The organism is Pontibacter roseus DSM 17521 (assembly GCF_000373265.1).
In the GTDB taxonomy this organism is placed as follows: domain Bacteria; phylum Bacteroidota; class Bacteroidia; order Cytophagales; family Hymenobacteraceae; genus Pontibacter; species Pontibacter roseus.
In genome coordinates this window covers 475877-492923 of record NZ_KB890762.1, presented here as the reverse complement: position 1 = coordinate 492923, position 17047 = coordinate 475877, and the positions used below count along the sequence as shown (strand labels likewise).

General features: G+C 50.5%; 14 protein-coding genes. 6 read left to right on the top strand and 8 right to left on the bottom strand.

The window, feature by feature from the left end:
* Nucleotides 1-23: 23 nt before the first annotated feature.
* Both gmd and fcl read right to left on the bottom strand, forming a co-directional pair.
* The gene (gmd, locus tag B051_RS0108710) at nt 24-1136 is read right to left on the bottom strand and encodes a GDP-mannose 4,6-dehydratase (protein ID WP_018477811.1); all 1113 of its coding nucleotides are present in this window, start codon (nt 1134-1136) and stop codon (nt 24-26) included.
* Nucleotides 1137-1252: 116 nt separating this feature from the next.
* A complete protein-coding gene (fcl, locus tag B051_RS0108705; RefSeq protein ID WP_018477810.1) occupies nt 1253-2188 on the bottom strand; it encodes a GDP-L-fucose synthase in 936 nt (311 codons plus the stop codon).
* A gap of 713 nt (nt 2189-2901) precedes the next feature.
* Between fcl and B051_RS0108695 the strand changes: the two genes are divergently transcribed.
* The 4 genes from B051_RS0108695 (at nt 2902) to B051_RS0108680 (ending at nt 7554) form a co-directional block, all read left to right on the top strand.
* On the top strand, nt 2902-3372 hold the full coding sequence (locus tag B051_RS0108695; RefSeq protein ID WP_033316766.1) for a hypothetical protein: 471 nt from the start codon (nt 2902-2904) through the stop codon (nt 3370-3372).
* Between the two features lie 105 nt (nt 3373-3477).
* A complete protein-coding gene (locus tag B051_RS0108690) occupies nt 3478-4095 on the top strand; it encodes an HD domain-containing protein (RefSeq protein WP_018477807.1) in 618 nt (205 codons plus the stop codon).
* A gap of 95 nt (nt 4096-4190) precedes the next feature.
* Nucleotides 4191-5540, top strand: a complete 1350-nt coding sequence (rmuC, locus tag B051_RS0108685) for a DNA recombination protein RmuC (protein ID WP_018477806.1) — start codon at nt 4191-4193, stop codon at nt 5538-5540.
* A gap of 163 nt (nt 5541-5703) precedes the next feature.
* A complete protein-coding gene (locus B051_RS0108680; RefSeq protein WP_018477805.1) occupies nt 5704-7554 on the top strand; it encodes a M2 family metallopeptidase in 1851 nt (616 codons plus the stop codon).
* 97 nt (nt 7555-7651) lie between these two features.
* Here the strand turns inward: B051_RS0108680 and B051_RS0108675 are convergent, their stop codons facing one another.
* Both B051_RS0108675 and B051_RS0108670 read right to left on the bottom strand, forming a co-directional pair.
* Nucleotides 7652-8371 (bottom strand): pirin family protein, encoded by a 720-nt coding sequence (locus B051_RS0108675; protein WP_018477804.1) that lies wholly within the window; start codon nt 8369-8371, stop codon nt 7652-7654.
* Nucleotides 8372-8538: 167 nt separating this feature from the next.
* Complete coding sequence (locus B051_RS0108670) at nt 8539-9315, bottom strand: XRE family transcriptional regulator (RefSeq protein ID WP_026236280.1); 777 nt, start codon at nt 9313-9315, stop codon at nt 8539-8541.
* A 524-nt stretch (nt 9316-9839) separates the two neighbouring features.
* Here B051_RS0108670 and B051_RS0108665 point away from each other — a divergent pair.
* The gene (locus B051_RS0108665) at nt 9840-11291 is read left to right on the top strand and encodes a S8 family serine peptidase (protein WP_026236279.1); all 1452 of its coding nucleotides are present in this window, start codon (nt 9840-9842) and stop codon (nt 11289-11291) included.
* Between the two features lie 84 nt (nt 11292-11375).
* Here the strand turns inward: B051_RS0108665 and recQ are convergent, their stop codons facing one another.
* The gene (recQ, locus tag B051_RS0108660) at nt 11376-13514 is read right to left on the bottom strand and encodes a DNA helicase RecQ (RefSeq protein WP_018477801.1); all 2139 of its coding nucleotides are present in this window, start codon (nt 13512-13514) and stop codon (nt 11376-11378) included.
* A gap of 171 nt (nt 13515-13685) precedes the next feature.
* On the opposite strand from recQ, the gene B051_RS0108655 reads away from it, so the two are divergent.
* Nucleotides 13686-14021 (top strand): four-helix bundle copper-binding protein, encoded by a 336-nt coding sequence (locus tag B051_RS0108655; protein WP_018477800.1) that lies wholly within the window; start codon nt 13686-13688, stop codon nt 14019-14021.
* Between the two features lie 64 nt (nt 14022-14085).
* On the opposite strand, the gene B051_RS0108650 is transcribed toward B051_RS0108655, so the two are convergent.
* The 3 genes from B051_RS0108650 to speE all read right to left on the bottom strand — a co-directional run bounded on the left by B051_RS0108650 (nt 14086) and on the right by speE (nt 16882).
* Nucleotides 14086-14418, bottom strand: a complete 333-nt coding sequence (locus tag B051_RS0108650) for a phage holin family protein (RefSeq protein ID WP_018477799.1) — start codon at nt 14416-14418, stop codon at nt 14086-14088.
* A 75-nt stretch (nt 14419-14493) separates the two neighbouring features.
* A complete protein-coding gene (locus B051_RS0108645) occupies nt 14494-15582 on the bottom strand; it encodes an agmatinase family protein (RefSeq protein ID WP_018477798.1) in 1089 nt (362 codons plus the stop codon).
* The gene (speE, locus tag B051_RS0108640; RefSeq protein WP_018477797.1) at nt 15554-16882 is read right to left on the bottom strand and encodes a polyamine aminopropyltransferase; all 1329 of its coding nucleotides are present in this window, start codon (nt 16880-16882) and stop codon (nt 15554-15556) included. The genes B051_RS0108645 and speE overlap by 29 nt, the downstream gene beginning before the upstream one ends.
* Between the last annotated feature and the right edge of the window lie 165 nt (nt 16883-17047).

Below are 17047 nucleotides of genomic sequence, written 5' to 3'. Positions count from 1 at the left end.
TTTCAGGTTTTTGCTATCTGATATTATTCGTGATAGTTGAGGATGCGGTGACCGCCTTCCATCAGGTAGGTGTCGCGCTTGAAGAGCTCGATGTCGTGCTGCATCATATCGGTCACCAGGGCCTGAAGGTCGTATTTCGGCGTCCATCCCAGCTTCTCCTTCGACTTAGTGGCGTCGCCTATCAGCAGCTCCACCTCCGTCGGGCGGAAGTAGTTCGGGTCCACACACACCACCTCTTTGCCAATCTCCAACTGGTACTCCGGGTTGTTGCAAGCGATTACGTATCCTTTCTCGTCTACGCCCTCGCCCCTGAACTCAAGCTCGATGCCCACGTGTCCAAAGGCCATGCGGATGAAGTCGCGCACTGTAGTAGTCACGCCTGTGGCAATCACGAAGTCCTCCGGCTCGTCCTGCTGCAGGATGCGCCACATGGCCTCCACATAGTCCTTGGCATGGCCCCAGTCGCGCTTGGCGTCCAGGTTACCCAAGTACAGGCCATCCTGAAGCCCCATGGCAATACGGGCGGCAGCGCGGGTGATTTTGCGGGTCACGAAGGTCTCGCCACGGAGCGGAGACTCGTGGTTGAAGAGGATGCCGTTGCAGGCGAACATGCCGTAGGCCTCACGGTAGTTCACCGTAATCCAGTAGGCGTAGAGTTTGGCCACCGCGTAGGGAGAGCGTGGGTAGAACGGTGTGGTTTCCGTCTGCGGCACAGCCTGCACCAAGCCATAGAGCTCTGAGGTAGAAGCTTGGTATATTCTAGTCTTTTTCGTCAGTCCCAGGATACGGATGGCCTCCAGAATGCGCAGCGTGCCCAGTCCATCGGCATTGGCCGTGTACTCAGGTGTGTCGAAGCTCACCTTCACGTGGCTCATGGCGGCCAGGTTGTATATCTCGTCAGGCTGTGTCTCCTGGATAATGCGAATCAGGTTGGTCGAGTCGGTCAGGTCGCCGTAATGCAGCTTGAAGTTGATGTTCTTCTCGTGCGGGTCCTGGTAGAGGTGGTCAATGCGTTCTGTGTTGAACATGGAGCTGCGACGCTTCACGCCATGTACCTTGTATCCTTTGCTCAGCAGTAGTTCAGCTAAATATGCGCCATCCTGTCCGGTTACGCCAGTGATAAGGGCTGTCTTCATTTTGTATACTTAAATTATATTATTCGATTGGTTTATGGGTTCTCGTGTCAAACAATGCCTGTGCAGGAACAACCTTCGTGAGTATGGCACTGTCAGAAATGAATGTATTGCCAGCCTTAGGCCATCATGTATTTATTCTTGAAGTCGGCGTAGGCCAATGCTATACCTTCTCGTAGCTCTATTTTATGTCGGAATCCCAGACTGTGGAGTTTGGAGACGTCCATCAGTTTACGGGGTGTACCATCCGGCTTAGAGGTATCAAAAACCAGTTCCCCTTCAAATCCGATAACGTCTTTAATCAAAAGCGCCAGTTCTTCAACGGAGACATCCTCCCCAGTGCCCACGTTCACGAGTTCGCGTCCATTGTACTCCTGCATCAGGTATACGCAGGCTTCGGCCAGGTCGTCGGCAAATAAAAACTCACGTCGAGGCTTTCCTGTGCCCCATACGGTAACAGTGGCTGCTCCGTTGTCTTTTGCCTCATGAATCTTTCGGATGAGCGCCGGCAGCACGTGCGAGTTGTTCAGGTCGTAGTTATCGTTGTACCCATATAGGTTGGTGGGCATCACACTGATGAAATTGCTTCCATACTGGTCGCGGTAGGCTTCACATAATTTAATACCCGCAATTTTGGCAATCGCATATGGCTCGTTGGTTGGCTCCAGAGCACCTGTCAGCAGGTACTCCTCCTTGAGAGGCTGCGGCGCCATTTTCGGATAGATACAGGACGAACCCAGGAACATCAGTTTCTCTACACCGTTCAGGTAGGCCGCATGAATGACGTTGGACTCCATCATCAGGTTGTCATAGAGGAACTCTGCCCTATAGGTGTTGTTAGCTTGGATGCCACCCACTTTTGCTGCTGCCAGGAAAACGAATTCTGGTTGCTCTGCCTCAAAGAAGTCCAGCACAGCCTGTTGGTTGCGCAAATCCAACTCCGATGAGGTACGGGTGATGAGGTGTGTATAACCGGAAGCTTCCAAGCGGCGCTTGATGGCGGATCCCACCATACCCCGATGTCCGGCAATGTATATTCTAGAATTTTTTTTCATTAATGCTACTACTAGTATCTAATTGAATCAAGTAAATCGAACTCAAAGTTAGCGGTTAAGTTAAAATATGTCGAAAATTGTCACACACAAGCTTCAACACATTGGACTAGGAAGGCTTTTATACCTATAACAGTTTAAGTTTAAGAAGTACAATTAAACAGCAAGCAGAAGGCCATGCTGCATCATGTGTTAATCAAACCCTACGCCGCTGCTTACGCCAGAAATGAGGGCTTGGTTTACCTGAAGCCGATTTATATTAAAACTTTTTTATATAAAACTGAAGGGCTAGGTATTGCTGCAGTCACACTGACGGTCATGTTGCCCTGAAAAATCGTCCTAAAAAATCACCAGAGCACCATTGGCATGGCTTATATAAATAACGTGTTAGGCACAATCGGCCTGTCCTTTACGAGCAGCTGATGTTGACGCTAAGCGAGTAATAGTTACCGAATATTAAGTTGATTCCTTCTTCACCGCTCACCCTGTTTTGCATCCGCTGTATAGGAAATTACATTGAAAAGATGCATGTGAACAGCCAATCAAACAAAGTGAGAAGTCCGCACCTAAAAGTAGAATACGTATACGACTAATATAAACCGCTGAGCATTATAAAAGGTGCACAAGATGCAGTTGGCATTAAAGGAAGCAGACGACATCAATAAACATTTACTAGGTATTTTAGCTTATAATTAAAGAAATAATCACTTGAAAATATGGCAAGAAGTTCAGTGCAGTTGGTAGAGGCCATTCGTCAGACAGCCCGTCGTTTGGCAAAGGGAGATACTTACCAGTGGGGACATATGGGGAGCTGTAACTGCGGCCACCTAGCCCAGACCCTGACACAGTATTCCAAAGGGCAGATTCACGGTGCCGCCATGTGGCGCCACGGCGATTGGCGTGAACAGCTCCGGGATTACTGCCCCCAAAGCGGTCTGCCACTGGACCAAATCATCGACCAGATGCTATCATTCGGGTTGACGACGGATGACCTGACGCACCTGGAGCGGCTATCCCATCCGCAGGTGGTGGAGGCGCTCCCGGAGGACAAGCGTTACCTGAAGCACAACGTTCGGGATGATGTCGTGCTATACCTGAATACCTGGGCTGCCATGCTAGAAGAGGAATTGCTACACAACATCAAATTGAACGGCATTGTGACAGTTCAAACCATGGAATTCGGGTAACCATACGTTGTTCCAATCGGAATTATTCAGGAGCTTTGGCGCATGAATAATCAACTTAAAAGGACACCTCGGCAAACGGAGGTCATTGCAACTACTGTTGAGCATGTGAAGGGAATCCTCAGCGGCGAAGGCTCAGGTCATGATTGGTGGCACATCTATAGGGTATGGAAAAATGCCCAGCACATCGCCTCTAAAGAAAATGGAGCGAATTTATACACAGTAGAGCTGGCGGCGCTTCTGCACGATATCGGTGACCATAAGTTCCATAACGGCGATGAAACAGTAGGGCCTCGGCTCGTGCGCGAGTGGTTGGAAAGCATTGAAGTAGAAGAAGAAACAATACAGCATATTTGCACCATCATCAATGACTTATCTTACAAAGGTGCTGGCACCTCCTCAGCCATGCATACCTTAGAGGGACGCATTGTGCAGGACGCCGACCGGCTTGACGCCATCGGGGCGATAGGTATAGCTCGCGCCTTTGCCTACGGCGGACACAAAGGCCGGGAGCTTCACAACCCAGACATTTCCCCTGTACATCACGACAGCTTTGAGTCTTACAAATCCAGCACCGGCCCTACCATCAACCACTTCTACGAGAAGCTGCTCCTGCTCAAAGACCGTCTCCATACTCCAACAGCTCGCGCCATGGCTGCAGGCCGCCATCAGTTCATGGAGGATTTCCTAAAGCAGTTCTTCACTGAGTGGGAAGGAGTAAAATAACGTTGCCTCCACGGGGTTTCTTCTTTTCCTACACGCTCTAAAACTAATTCCATTAGCATCTGGTTTGGATTGCTAAAAAACAATACCTTTACTGTATGGAGATAATCGTAGGTATAGCTGCATTCTTGGGAGGACTGGTAGTGGCCTTTCTCCTGCTGAAGGGGAAGATGAGTGCCTTGGAACAAACAGCCAACCAGGCTGCCGTAACGCAGGGCGTGCTGGAGGGGCAGGCCAGAATCAAAGCCGAGGAAGCTGAACAGCTGAAACGACAACTCCGCGATGCGCAAACCGAAACGCTGGACCTGACCAACGCACTCACCAAAGTGGAGTCAGACTACGAGCACCTGCGCAATCGCATGCAGGAGCAGGCGCAAGAATTGGAGCAGCTTCGCGAGAAATTCCTGCAGCAGTTCCAGAGCATCTCCAACCAGGTGCTGATGAACAACGCGGAGCATTTCAACAAATCCTCCTCCGAGAACCTGGAACGCATCCTCTCCCCGCTCAAGGAGCGCATCAAAGAGTTTGAAGCCAAGGTTGACATGACGTATGAGAAAACCCTGAAGGAGAGCGTCTCTCTAAAGGAGCAGATTACACAACTGGCCTCCCTCAATCAACAGATGAGCCAGGATGCCCTCAACCTGACCAAGGCGCTCAAAGGCGAAAGTAAAACACAGGGCAACTGGGGCGAGTACCTGCTGGAAAGCCTGCTGGAGAAATCCGGATTGCGCAAAGGAGTGCATTACGAGCGTGAGGAAGTACGGCAAAACGATGAGAGCAAGGTATACCGACCTGACGTTATCGTGCGCCTACCAGACTCAAAACACCTCGTTATCGACTCTAAGCTTTCGCTAGTCGCCTATGAAGCCTACTGCAGTTGCGAGGACGATGCCCAAATGGAAACTTATCTGCGGAGCCACATCACCTCCATTCGTACTCACTTCACCGATTTAGGCCGAAAGAATTACCATCGCCTCAGCGGACTCAACTCCCCTGATTTCGTGATGATGTACATTCCCATTGAGCCTGCCTTCAACCTAGCTTTGCAGCACGACCATGACATCTTCACCGATGCCTTTGACAAGAACATCGTGCTGGTGACTACCTCTACCCTACTGGCTACGCTTCGCACGGTGGCTGGCGTATGGCGACAGGAAGACCAGAAACGCAACGTGATTCGCATCGCGGAGGAGAGCGGAAAACTCTATGACAAGTTCGTCGGGTTTGTAGAAGACCTCAAAACCATTGGGAGACACATGGACAGTAGCCAAAGCGCTTACAACGCGGCCATGAACAAACTCACCGAAGGCAAAGGCAACCTCATCCGAAAGGTAGAGATTCTGAAAGAACTCGGTGCCAAGACAAGCAAAACGCTGGATGAGAATCTACTTCAGGAAGCACAGGTTTCCCTTGATGCTGAAACATCCTATCCCAAGGATTTGAACTAAGGCACTGCAAAGCCTTGAGCGAAATCTTTCCATCTGCTTAGACGAAAGCTTTAAAGTGCTGCCATCAACTGTCCTGTTTGTAACATTTTAGGTATAGCACGTTAAAGGTACTGGAAACAAATAAACAAGATTTCCTGCGTGCAGGAAACAATTCCTATACCTTATGAAAAAAGTCATTTTCTCAGGCCTGGCAGCGGCCCTGCTTTTCTCCTGCACCAGTCAGCAGCCGGCAGCCACCGGAACCGACACCTCTTCTGAGACAGCCACGGCTACACCAGCAGCTGAAGCAAATCCGCAACAGGAGGCACAGGCATTCCTGGACAGTTACTCCAAACGCTTCCAGCAGCTTTACACGGCATCTGCTGAGGCGGAGTGGCAATCCAACACGCGGATTGTGGAGGGGGATACCACCAATGCCGTGGCGACACGCCGTGCGAACGAAGCGCTAGCCGCTTTCACCGGCAGTGTGGAGAACATTGAAAAGGCACGTGCACTCATGGAGCAGAAAGGCCAGCTGACTGACCTGCAAGTGAAGCAGTTAGAGGCCGTTCTTTACGCGGCTGCCAACAACCCCCAGACCGTGCCTGACCTGGTGCGCGCGCGCATCAAGGCTGATACGGAGCAGACAGAGAAACTATACGGTTTCGACTACAAACTCGCAGGCAAGTCAGTTACCACCAATGACATCGATAACATCCTCCGCTCAGAGAAGAACGTGCAGAAACGTTTGGTTGCCTGGAATGCCAGCAAAGAGGTAGGTAAGAATTTGCGTGAAGGTATACTGAACCTGCGCGACCTGCGCAACAAGACCGTGCAAAGCCTCGGCTACGACGATTACTTCAGCTACCAGGCTTCAGATTATGACATGTCCCGCGAGGAGATGATGCAGCTAATGCAGAAGATAAACGAGGAACTACGCCCGCTATACCGTGAGCTACATACCTATGCACGCTACGAACTGGCCAAGCAGTATGGCGTGAAGCAGGTGCCTGACAATCTGCCGGCGCATTGGCTACCTAACCGATGGGGCCAGGACTGGAGCGCCATGACCGAGGTGAAGGGGCTTAACCTGGAAGCCGCCTTGAAACCTAAGGGAGCCGAGTGGCAGGTGAAGCAGGCAGAGCGCTTTTACATGAGCCTAGGATTTCCGCAGCTGCCGCAATCCTTCTACGAGAAGTCCAGCCTATACCCGCTCCCGCCAAACGCTGGTTATAAAAAGAACAACCACGCCTCGGCCTGGCACATGGACTTGGAGCACGACGTGCGCTGCCTCATGAGCGTTGAGCCAAATGCCGAATGGTATGAAACCACGCACCATGAGTTGGGGCACATCTACTATTACATGACCTATACCAACCCTGATGTGCCGGTGCTGCTTCGTGGAGGTGCCAACCGCGCATACCATGAAGCCATCGGGAGTCTAATGGGCTTGGCTGCCATGCAGAAGCCCTTCCTGGCCAGTCTGAATCTGGTAGACAAGAACGCGAAAACAGACGAAGTACAGACACTTTTGAAGGAAGCACTCAGCTATGTGGTATTCATTCCGTTTGCATCGGGTGTGATGAGCGAATGGGAGCATGATTTTTACGCTAAGAATCTGCCCGCCGACCAACTGAACCAGCGCTGGTGGGAACTGGTGAAGAAATACCAGGGAATTGAGCCCCCAGCACAGCGTGGAGAGCAATACACCGATGCGACCACTAAGACACACATCAACGATGACCCAGCGCAGTACTATGATTATGCCATGTCTTACGTCATACTGTTCCAGCTACACGACCACATCGCTAAGAACATCTTGAAGCAGGACCCGCACGCCACCAACTACTATGGCAGCAAGGAAGTGGGCAGCTTCTTGCGTGACATCATGTATCCGGGGGCGTCTGCAGACTGGCGAGAGATGCTAAAGGAGAAAACAGGTGAGGAATTGAGTGCCCGTGCCATGGTCGAATATTTCCAGCCCCTGATGGACTACCTGAAGCAGCAGAACAAAGGCAGAAAGTACACCATCTAATACTAAGGATGCTTAAAAGAAGAAGAGGCGGCGCTGAATCAATCCGCGCCGCCTCTTCGTTTATGAGTAATTGAGCCTCTTCTATACGACTGGGATTCTAATAGTTCACCTCCAGCGCCGGCACATCAACCAGCACAAAGGAGGCTCCGGATGTAGCCCTAATGGAAATGACATCCTGGTCCTCTAGCCGTACCTGGTCTCCCTTATCAGCTTCGACATTATTCACCAAAAGGCTACCATCCAGTAGGTATAGGAGGGCTTTCCTGATTTTGAATGTGCGGAAATCTATCTCCTCTCCTTGTTCCAGCCTTCCGTAGTAAACAGTGGAATTGGAATTCAGAAAAGCGACATCCTCTAACACCTTCTGCCCAGTCACGAGCGGCACCAACTTGTTTTTCTCATCCAGAAAATCAATGTGCATCACTTCATAAGATGGTGCCAACTCCCGCTTGTTCGGGATAAACCAAAGTTGCAGCAAGTGAACCTCTTCATCAGTCTCGTTGCTTTCGGAGTGCGTTATACCTGTTCCAGCTGTTACGCGCTGCACCTGACCTGGAGTAACAGTAGCCTGGTTCCCAATATTGTCTTTATGCGTGAGTTCACCTGACAGCACAATCGTGATGACTTCCATTTCTGAATTCGGGTGCGTCGGAAAGCCTGACTTTGGTGCTACGTAAGCCTCGTTGAAAACCTTCAATGGCCCAAAGCCCATATTGGATGGGTCGTAGTGTTCTGCAAAGGAAAACAGGTAATGTGATTTCAGTCCGTCACCTACGGCTGCCTGGTGGCGCTCAGAAGCGGTAATAAGTCGTATCATGTCGCTTTATCGTATAGTTGGTGCAATAAGATTCCTTTCAAAAATAGTTCTGCTAAGCCTTTACGCATAAAGGAACATCTAGTTAGTGAAAGCAATGCCACAACCCTTAAAACAAAACATCCTGCCCTTTTGGGAGCAGGATGTTTTGTGATTGATTACGGTATACCTTAGTCAACTTTCTTCAGTTTCTGCACTTCCTTCTGCAGGTCCAGAACAATGGAAGAGAGTTTGTCAAGTGACAAATCGGCAATGGGGAAAGTGGAGCTGATGTAGGATTTGGCTTCCCAAATCTCAACCACATCCTCTAGGTGCACCTCATAAGGTGTATATACCGGGTTGTCGGAGTGCAGGCGAAGCGTAGAAGACTCTTCCATCTTGTTATAGACACGTTTGAATACTACGCCCTCCTTCTCACTTACCACAATACAGGGGGTACCATCCTTCAGTTGGCTCCAGTCCTCTACAAAACGGCCCACAATGACAGTGCCGGATACAATAGGTAACATGGAGTCACCACTAATTTCAAAGGCACGATAGGTACCACCTGTCCCGAGCATAGGCAAACGGAAACGGGGTAACTCCTCTATGAACTCTGGGTCAGCATACCCGTTGAGGTAACCGGCACTAGCCTTATGAGGAACCAGTTCAATATTTTCCCGCTCCTCCTGGTCAACGGTGATGGCCAACACCCGAAGTTTACCACCAGCGGAAGCGCCTGAGCCAGATTTGAAAGCAGAGTCAGACAAATCAGCGGTAATAAGTTCGTCTAGGGAGATATCAAAGAGTTTGGCTACGTTAACAAGCGTACTAAGCTTGGGTTCAGCCCTTCCCTCCTCATAAGCACCTACTAACGAACGCTTTATATCGAGCCTTTCTGCTAGTTGTGCTTGCGTGTAGCCTGCGCTTTTCCGCAAATGCCTTATGTTAGATGTTACTTTTTCCACTTTGAAATTTCAGAGTTCAAGATATTGTGAATGGTCTGCTCCAATCACTTAGTTCTGTAAATATACTAAATGTATACGTAATTTACTAATTATGTTAGCACTTTTATTATGATTTCAATTATATCTATAACTGCTGTTAGTATACCTTAGTCCAATTCATGTCAATGCCTCACAATAGAACTTTTCCCAATCAAATTATTAAAAATATCATATATTCAAATTTTTATAAATAAACTGTACCTCAGTATTTATTTTTGATATATATTTAAACCAGTATAATAATCAAACTTTTACGGCATGATAAATACCCTCTACCATCTTTCCAACTAGCATAGCTTAAGTGTTTGCCATGTCCTTTTCGAGCAAACACACTATTCCCTGCTTTACCATACCTGCCACCAATACAGTTTGATTCCTCTCTTTTATACAATTGAGTAATTACCTACAACTGCTTCTTTCAGCGCTTCAGAGTGACCTTTGGAGCGGTTAACGTCATATTTTTCAATTTCCAACTTTATTATCTTATGATTACAACCTTTACCCCATTCCGCAAGGCTATGACCGGTCTTGCATGCGCATTGCTTTTGACTGGATGTCAGAAAGAAGACCTCATGGAGGAGCAGTTCCAGCAGCCTTTTGCCGTAGCCTCTTCTTTGAACGGTCAACCTATACCTGGCCAGTACATAGTGGTGTTCAAGAACAGCGGCAAGCTAGGTGCCACCAACATTCAGGAACTATCAGCCGCAGGCCGAAAGGCAATCGTAACAACGCGTGAACGGGTGTTGCAAGCAGCTGCCGTAGACGTGTCGGCAGTAGAACAGTCCTATACGGGTGTTGTAAACGGCTTTGCTGCCCGCCTTTCGAAACAACAGTTGGATGCTGTCCGCCTGCACCCGGATGTAGCCTTTGTGGAGCAGGACCGTGTGCTGCTGCTCTCTAAACCTGCCTTCGCCGGGAACGGCCAGAGCAATGCGGGGGGGAAAGACAAAGCAAAGTCTAGTAATGGGAAAGGCCTAGGTAAAGACAAACAAAAGGTTGAAAATCCAATTGAAGAGGAGCCTGTAGTGCCGGCTCCTACCGAACCAGCACCAGCCCCTGCTCCTACTGAACCTATACCTGCCGAACCAGCCCCAACTGAACCAGTACCAGTAGAACCTACTCCAGCAGAGCCTGCACCGGCTGAACCTGCTTATGCAAAATTGAATCCCCTTCCTGGTGAAACCATATCTTGGAATGTAGCCGCCACAGGGTATGGCGATGGCACAGGCATGACAGTGTGGATTGTAGACTCAGGTATAGACACGGACCACCCAGACCTGAACATCGACCTGGAGCGCAGCAAATCTATGATTTATAACATCACATCCATTGAAGATGGTTTTGGACACGGAACCGAGGTTGCCGGCCTTATAGCTGCGAAAAACAACGGAAGCGGTGTGATTGGAGTAGCTGCCAATGCTACTATTGTGGCCCTTCGCGTGTTTGATGACACCGGCTACGGAACCCTTTCGCGTGCCATCAATGCAGTGAACTATGTCAACAACAACGGCAAACCGGGTGATGTGGTGAACATGAGCCTGGGTAGTGGCGTCTCTTCTATTTTGGACGATGCCGTGCGGGCAGCCGCTGCGAAAGGAATCTTGTTTGCCATAGCGTCCGGCAACAGTGCGGTTGATTGCAGTAACAACTCTCCTGCCCGCGTTAATGCCGAAGGAGTTTACACTATTTCTGCCATGGATTCGTACCAGCGCCTGTGGTCCAACTCCAACTACGGTGCCCCAGTAGACTTTGCTGCACCAGGTGTGAATGTAACGACAACAGTATTAGGCGGAACCTTCAAATCGGGTAAATACGGTACCTCCTTTGCAGCCCCTCACGTGGCTGGCATCTTGCTATTGCGAGGTACTGTTTACTCGAAAGGTACTGTGACCGGTGACAAAGACTCCTCTCCTGACCCGATTGCAAGTGTTGAGTAGACATAAGATTGCATCAAAGAAGAAGGCCACTGTTGAGGTGGCCTTCTTCTTTTTATAGGTATGAAATTATTGCTATACCTTCAGTTACCAGGCATACTGCTTTTTGTACATGGCCAGCGAAAGCCTGATTTTGAAATACTCATGCTGCTCCCCCAGGTGCTCATACAAGTCCTTCAGCTTTGCGTCAGGTCCTAGTGTTTCAATGGCCTCCACAATGGCATTGTACTCGCGCTTCGTTACGAAATCCTTTACCGGCACATCGTAGCCCTGCTCTAGCAGCGTGGCCAGATGTGAGTAAACCGTGATAGGGTTCAATTTCCGCTGTTGTGCGATTTCCTCAGGCGAATAACCTCTCTGGTAAGCTTCCCAAGTAACCAAGTGTGTGGCTCCTTTGATGGTGCTGCCCTTGGCCTGCTCCTCCGTCACAAAAGCGATGATTTCATTGATGAAGTCGTGCCCATACCGCTCAAACTTCTGTGCTCCCACCCCGCTGATAGCCAACATAGCTATCCTGTTGGAGGGCTTCTCTGTGGACATCTCCTGTAGTGTGCTGTCGGTGAAGACGACGTATGGCGGCACATTCAGCTCGTCTGCCAGTTTCTTGCGCAGCGCACGGAGCTTATCAAACAGCGCATCGCGTATGATTTCGCGCTTCGGCTTCTCCCGAAGTCGTGGCTCCTCCGCCTGTTTCACCTCCTCAAATTTCACCAGGTTGACACGCCTGCCTTCAAATAGCACCTGCCGACTTTGATCCGTCAGCTTCAAGGTATAGTTCTGGTCATAGGCGAGCTCCACAAGGCCGGCGTTCAGCATCTGGTGCAGGTAGCGGTGCCAATCCAGCGAGCCTATCTCTTTGCCGGCACCGTAGGTCTTAATCCGGTCATAGCCGGAAGACAGCACTTGACTGTTACGTGAGCCGCGCAGCACATCCACCAATAACCCCATGTTCACTTGCTCTTGTGTGCGCGCAATGGCAGAAAGCGCTTTCTGTACAATCAGTGTCCCATCAAAGCTGGTCGGCGGGTTCCGGCAGATGTCGCAGTTGCCGCAATCCTTCTGCATGGTCTCCCCAAAATACTGCAACAGGATGCGCCGTCGGCAGAAAGTAGCCTCTGCAAACTGCTGCATGCGCTCGAGCTTCACCAACTGCAGCTCGGCCGCCTGTGCTTTGTCGTTATCCGAGAGCATGGTGCGCAGGTTGATGACATCGCCAAAACTATAGAATAGTAGAGCCTCTGATTTGGCACCGTCGCGGCCGGCGCGGCCTATCTCCTGGTAATAGCTTTCAATGTTCTTGGGGAGGTTGTAGTGAATCACCCAGCGCACGTTTGACTTGTCTATACCCATACCGAAGGCAATCGTGGCACACACAATCTGTACATCATCGCGCAGAAAGGCTTCCTGCGCCTTAGCGCGCAGTTGAGACGACATACCAGCATGGTAATAGGTGGTGCTATAGCCGTTCTGCTTTAGTTTTGCGGCCAAATCTTCGGTGGCCTTGCGGCTGAGGCAGTAAATGATTCCAGGTTGCCGGTGGTGGCGCTCCAAAAAATCCGTGATTTTCTTGAGTCGGTTCTGCCCGGGCAACACCGTCAGATTGATGTTGGGCCGGTCAAAAGAGGATAGAAACACCTCGGGCTGCCGCAACTGAAGCTGGTCCTGGATGTCCTTTTGCGTAAGTCTGTCTGCAGTGGCTGTGAGCGCCACCACAGGTATAGTCGGGAACTGCTGCTTTAGGGCGCGTAGCTGTGTGTACTCCGGACGGAAATCATGCCCCCATGCAGAGATACAGTGTGCCTCGTCCACGGCAAATAGCGAAATGTTTAGGCGCTTCAGAAAAGAGAAGAAACCACCAGAAAGTAGTTTCTCCGGAGAAACGTAAAGCAGCTTCATGGCCCCGCTCAGGCACTTGTTCTCAATTTCGAATTGCTCCTCCGCACTTTGTGAGCTGTTCAGGTAGGCGGCAGGTATGCCATTGACAAGCAAAGCCTCTACCTGATCCTTCATCAGGGCAATGAGCGGAGAAACGACCACACACAATCCAGGCATCACCACTGCCGGCACCTGGTAGCAGACAGACTTGCCGCCTCCGGTAGGCATCAGCACCAACACGTCCTTACCTTGTAAAATGTCGGAGATAATCTGCTCCTGCATGGGCCGGAACTGGTCATATCCGAAGTAAAGTTTAAGCGCCTCGCGTGCCTCTCTGATTCCTATGCTCATGCTTTTGTATGGGGTGATTTCTAGCTGAAATAGCAGGTATATTCTTACTCAAAGGTAACCATAAAAAACGTGAAATGGGTTCCTGAATCACCATCATATGAGGCGCCAGACAAACCAACTGGTGCCCCACCCGTACCTTTTAAGGAATAATAACCTAAAACCCAATAAGCTATGAAATCTGAAAGAACCAATGAACTAGAGCACGTGCTCATCAAGTGTATCACCGCCTGCGAGGCCTGTGCCACTGCCTGCCTGCAGGAAGATGACGTGAAAATGATGGTGCGCTGCATCATGCTAGACCGGGACTGTGCCGATATCTGTGCCCTCACAGCACGTTTCGTTGCTCGCGACTCTGCCCATGCCAAGCATGTGATGAAGGAATGCATTGAGATTTGTCGCCTTTGCGCAGAAGAGTGCGGCAAGCACGACCACGACCATTGCCAAAAATGCGCCGAAGCCTGCCGCGAGTGCGCCGACGCCTGTGAGGCTTGGATGTCTGGTCGATAAGCAGCAAACGCAAGAGGCCCGAAGACTGTAAAAGTCTTCGGGCCTCTTGCGTTAAGTGGTTTTCCTAGAAAATCAAATCCAGTATACCCTCTATGATGGACAGCACCAGACTGAAAATCAACGCCCACAGAAAACCGTCCACATCGAAACCGGCAATCAGGCTATCCGCCAGCAAAATGATGACGGCATTGATGACCAGCAGGAACAAACCCAGCGTTAGTACCGTGACAGGTATAGTCAGTAACACCAGTATGGGTCGCACGATGGCATTGAGCAGTGCCAGCACGATAGCCAGAATCAAGGCTGACACAAATCCATCAATCTGAACCCCTGGCAGAAGATAGGCAGCAGCCAGGGCCGCCACTCCGGTAAGTAGAATTTTAACAATAAGTCCCATTATAACTTTGTCTATATAGTGATGCTAAAGTATTTATTCAACGCTATACGGTATCAAAGCGATAAAGGTAAAATATTAAGCTTCCAGTCGCTTCTGTGACACGGCCATCCAGTTACACAGTTTATACAGCAGGCGTGCCCCTACATTGCCATTCCACTCACTGTCGCCAGGCGCCACCTCGCACAGGTCAAACCCGATGATTTCCCTGCCAGACCTCACTAATGCTTTTATAAGGTATATGGCTTCTTCAAACTCCAGACCGCCCGGAACCGGCGTACCTGTAGCCGGGCAAAGCTTCGGGTCGAGGCCGTCAATATCAAAGCTGATGTATACCTTCTGGGGAAGCTGCGCGATGATTTTCTTGCATTCTTTTTTCCAGCTGTCGCCTTCGTACATGTTCTCCTTCAGCACGCTGTCATAGAAAACGGTCACCCGCCCGTTGGATTGATCCGCCATCTCCGCCTCTGACTGGGCCAAATCCCGTATACCCACCTGCACGAGCTTCTTCACCTGCGGCAGCTGGAGGGCATTGTACATGATGGATGCGTGTGAGAATTGAAAGCCTTCATAGGCTACACGTAAATCGGCGTGGGCGTCAATCTGCAGGATACCGTATTCTTCGTGGCGCTCAGCCAAAGCATGCATGAGGCCCAGTGGGGTGCTGTGGTCTCCGCCAACTACACCCACCATTTTGCCCTGGTCCAGATAGGCTGAGGCCTTGGCCTTCAACCACTGCAGTAGTTCCATGCCTTTTTGGTTGACTTCTTCTGTCACGTTGGCGAATTCAGCTGCATCCGTTTCAGGGCTTCCTTCCTCCAGCCACTCAATGTAACTTTCGGCACGCTGTCGCAGCTGCTCGCTAGTGGCAGCCCAATCCATGGACACCTCTTCCATGGCTATACCTAGCTTCCAGGCATCCCGTATGGCGGGGTCAAACAAGTCGAGTTGGGGCGAAGCATCAGCGATGGCCTGCGGACCTGCGGCCGTTCCTGCGCTGTAGGATACCGTCACCTCCCAAGGAACAGGAATCAGTACTACCTCTGCCTCCTCAATCGTAAATGGCAAGCCGAACAGACCTCCATTCACGTCGCCTACGCCATTCGGGTCGAAATTGGCTATCTTCTGCTCCTTGCTGTTAGTTGGTTGGCTCTGCGGAGTATTCATCGGTTACGTCTTTTGGGTTAGTATTGAGCAGCTCCTTCACAAAATTTGGAAGTGCAAAGGCAGCAAGATGTATGTCTTCGTTGTAATATTTCAATCCTTGGTTCCTTGAGAAAGCAGCGGCGGCCTCTCTATCAAACTGCAGCGGATGGGCATCTCCTTTGGCTGAGTAGGAAAAACTCCAGGTGCCGGTTGGGTAGGTAGGTATAGCAGCCAGGTAGCAGTGTACTTTGTCCCGACCGAAAATCTTCTTATAGGTGTCGTAAATCTCCACAAACACGGCGCTGTTGAATCGCGGCGACTCACTCTGCGTAATCATGACGCCATCTTTCGTCAAGCAACGGTATACCTCCTGGTAGAACTCCGCCGTGAACAACCCCTCGCCCGGGCCTACCGGATCGGCTGAATCTACGATGATGAGGTCATATTGCGCATCTGCACAATCGCGGATATACTTGATGCCGTCTTCCACCAGCAGGTTGAGGCGCGGGTTGTCAAAGGCGACAGCCGTTTCAGGCAGGTGCAGTTTGCACGCCTCTATCACCAGTTCATCAATCTCCACCAGCGTTACTTCCTCCAATTGCTCATGGCGCAGCAGCTCCCGTACGGTACCACCATCCCCTCCGCCAATCACCAGCGCGCGCTTCGCGTTGCGGTTGCTGAACATGGGCACGTGCGTAATCATTTCATGGTACACGTACTCGTCCTTCTGGGTGCACATCACCATACCGTCCAGCGTCAGCATGTTGCCATAAGCCAGCGTCTCGTATACCTCTACCCGCTGGTAAGGCGAATCTTTTTTGTAGAGTTGGTCACCGGTGTGTTTAAGCGACAGCGCGATGTTTTCGTCTCGCTCCGTGAACCAGACGTCCCGTGTGATGGAGCCGTCGGCCTCTATTGTCTTTGGCGCCACGTCCCGTACCACATCTAAATTGAAGTCAGTACGCTTGAGCAGGCTCAATTGCCCTCTGCGCAGCTCCATGGAAGAGCCATGACCTGACTGGAAAGCCTCTTTGAGATACATGTAAGACACCCACGGGTCAACCGAATCGCCACAAGTAAAGAGGTCGACCGCAGCGTAGCCATACTCCGGCCAAGTATGTATGGCCAGGTGGCTCTCCTGTATCACCACCACACCAGACACCCCATAGGGCGAAAAATGATGGAATGTGCTGTTGATGACGGTGGCACCGGCAGTCTCGGCTGCAGCCACCATGCTGTTTTCGATGTGCACTACATCGTTCATCAGCTCGGGGGAGCAGTCGTAGAACTCAACTAAAATGTGTCTTCCTAATGCGTTCATTGAGGGGGTATGAGTGTTTCAAATCGTATTGTGGGACAAAAAAACTAAATCTAAAAGTATAATCAAATTATAAACTACGAGTCCAAGGCCGAAACAGCTGTGAACCAATGCGTTTAAAAAAGACACGGGTATGCCGTCTCTGAATAGCAACGGCTATCGGCGCAG

Bases quoted from the DNA above. Each gene is read 5' to 3' on its own strand.
- recQ (WP_018477801.1), bottom strand. From the start codon at position 13,514: ATGAGCATAGGAATCAGAGAGGCACGCGAGGCGCTTAAACTTTACTTC.
- B051_RS0108655 (WP_018477800.1), top strand. From the start codon at position 13,686: ATGAAATCTGAAAGAACCAATGAACTAGAGCACGTGCTCATCAAGTGT.
- fcl (WP_018477810.1), bottom strand. From the start codon at position 2,188: ATGAAAAAAAATTCTAGAATATACATTGCCGGACATCGGGGTATGGTG.
- B051_RS0108650 (WP_018477799.1), bottom strand. From the start codon at position 14,418: ATGGGACTTATTGTTAAAATTCTACTTACCGGAGTGGCGGCCCTGGCT.
- B051_RS0108675 (WP_018477804.1), bottom strand. From the start codon at position 8,371: ATGATACGACTTATTACCGCTTCTGAGCGCCACCAGGCAGCCGTAGGT.
- B051_RS0108695 (WP_033316766.1), top strand. From the start codon at position 2,902: ATGGCAAGAAGTTCAGTGCAGTTGGTAGAGGCCATTCGTCAGACAGCC.
- speE (WP_018477797.1), bottom strand. From the start codon at position 16,882: ATGAACGCATTAGGAAGACACATTTTAGTTGAGTTCTACGACTGCTCC.
- B051_RS0108645 (WP_018477798.1), bottom strand. From the start codon at position 15,582: ATGAATACTCCGCAGAGCCAACCAACTAACAGCAAGGAGCAGAAGATA.
- B051_RS0108680 (WP_018477805.1), top strand. From the start codon at position 5,704: ATGAAAAAAGTCATTTTCTCAGGCCTGGCAGCGGCCCTGCTTTTCTCC.
- rmuC (WP_018477806.1), top strand. From the start codon at position 4,191: ATGGAGATAATCGTAGGTATAGCTGCATTCTTGGGAGGACTGGTAGTG.
- B051_RS0108665 (WP_026236279.1), top strand. From the start codon at position 9,840: ATGATTACAACCTTTACCCCATTCCGCAAGGCTATGACCGGTCTTGCA.
- gmd (WP_018477811.1), bottom strand. From the start codon at position 1,136: ATGAAGACAGCCCTTATCACTGGCGTAACCGGACAGGATGGCGCATAT.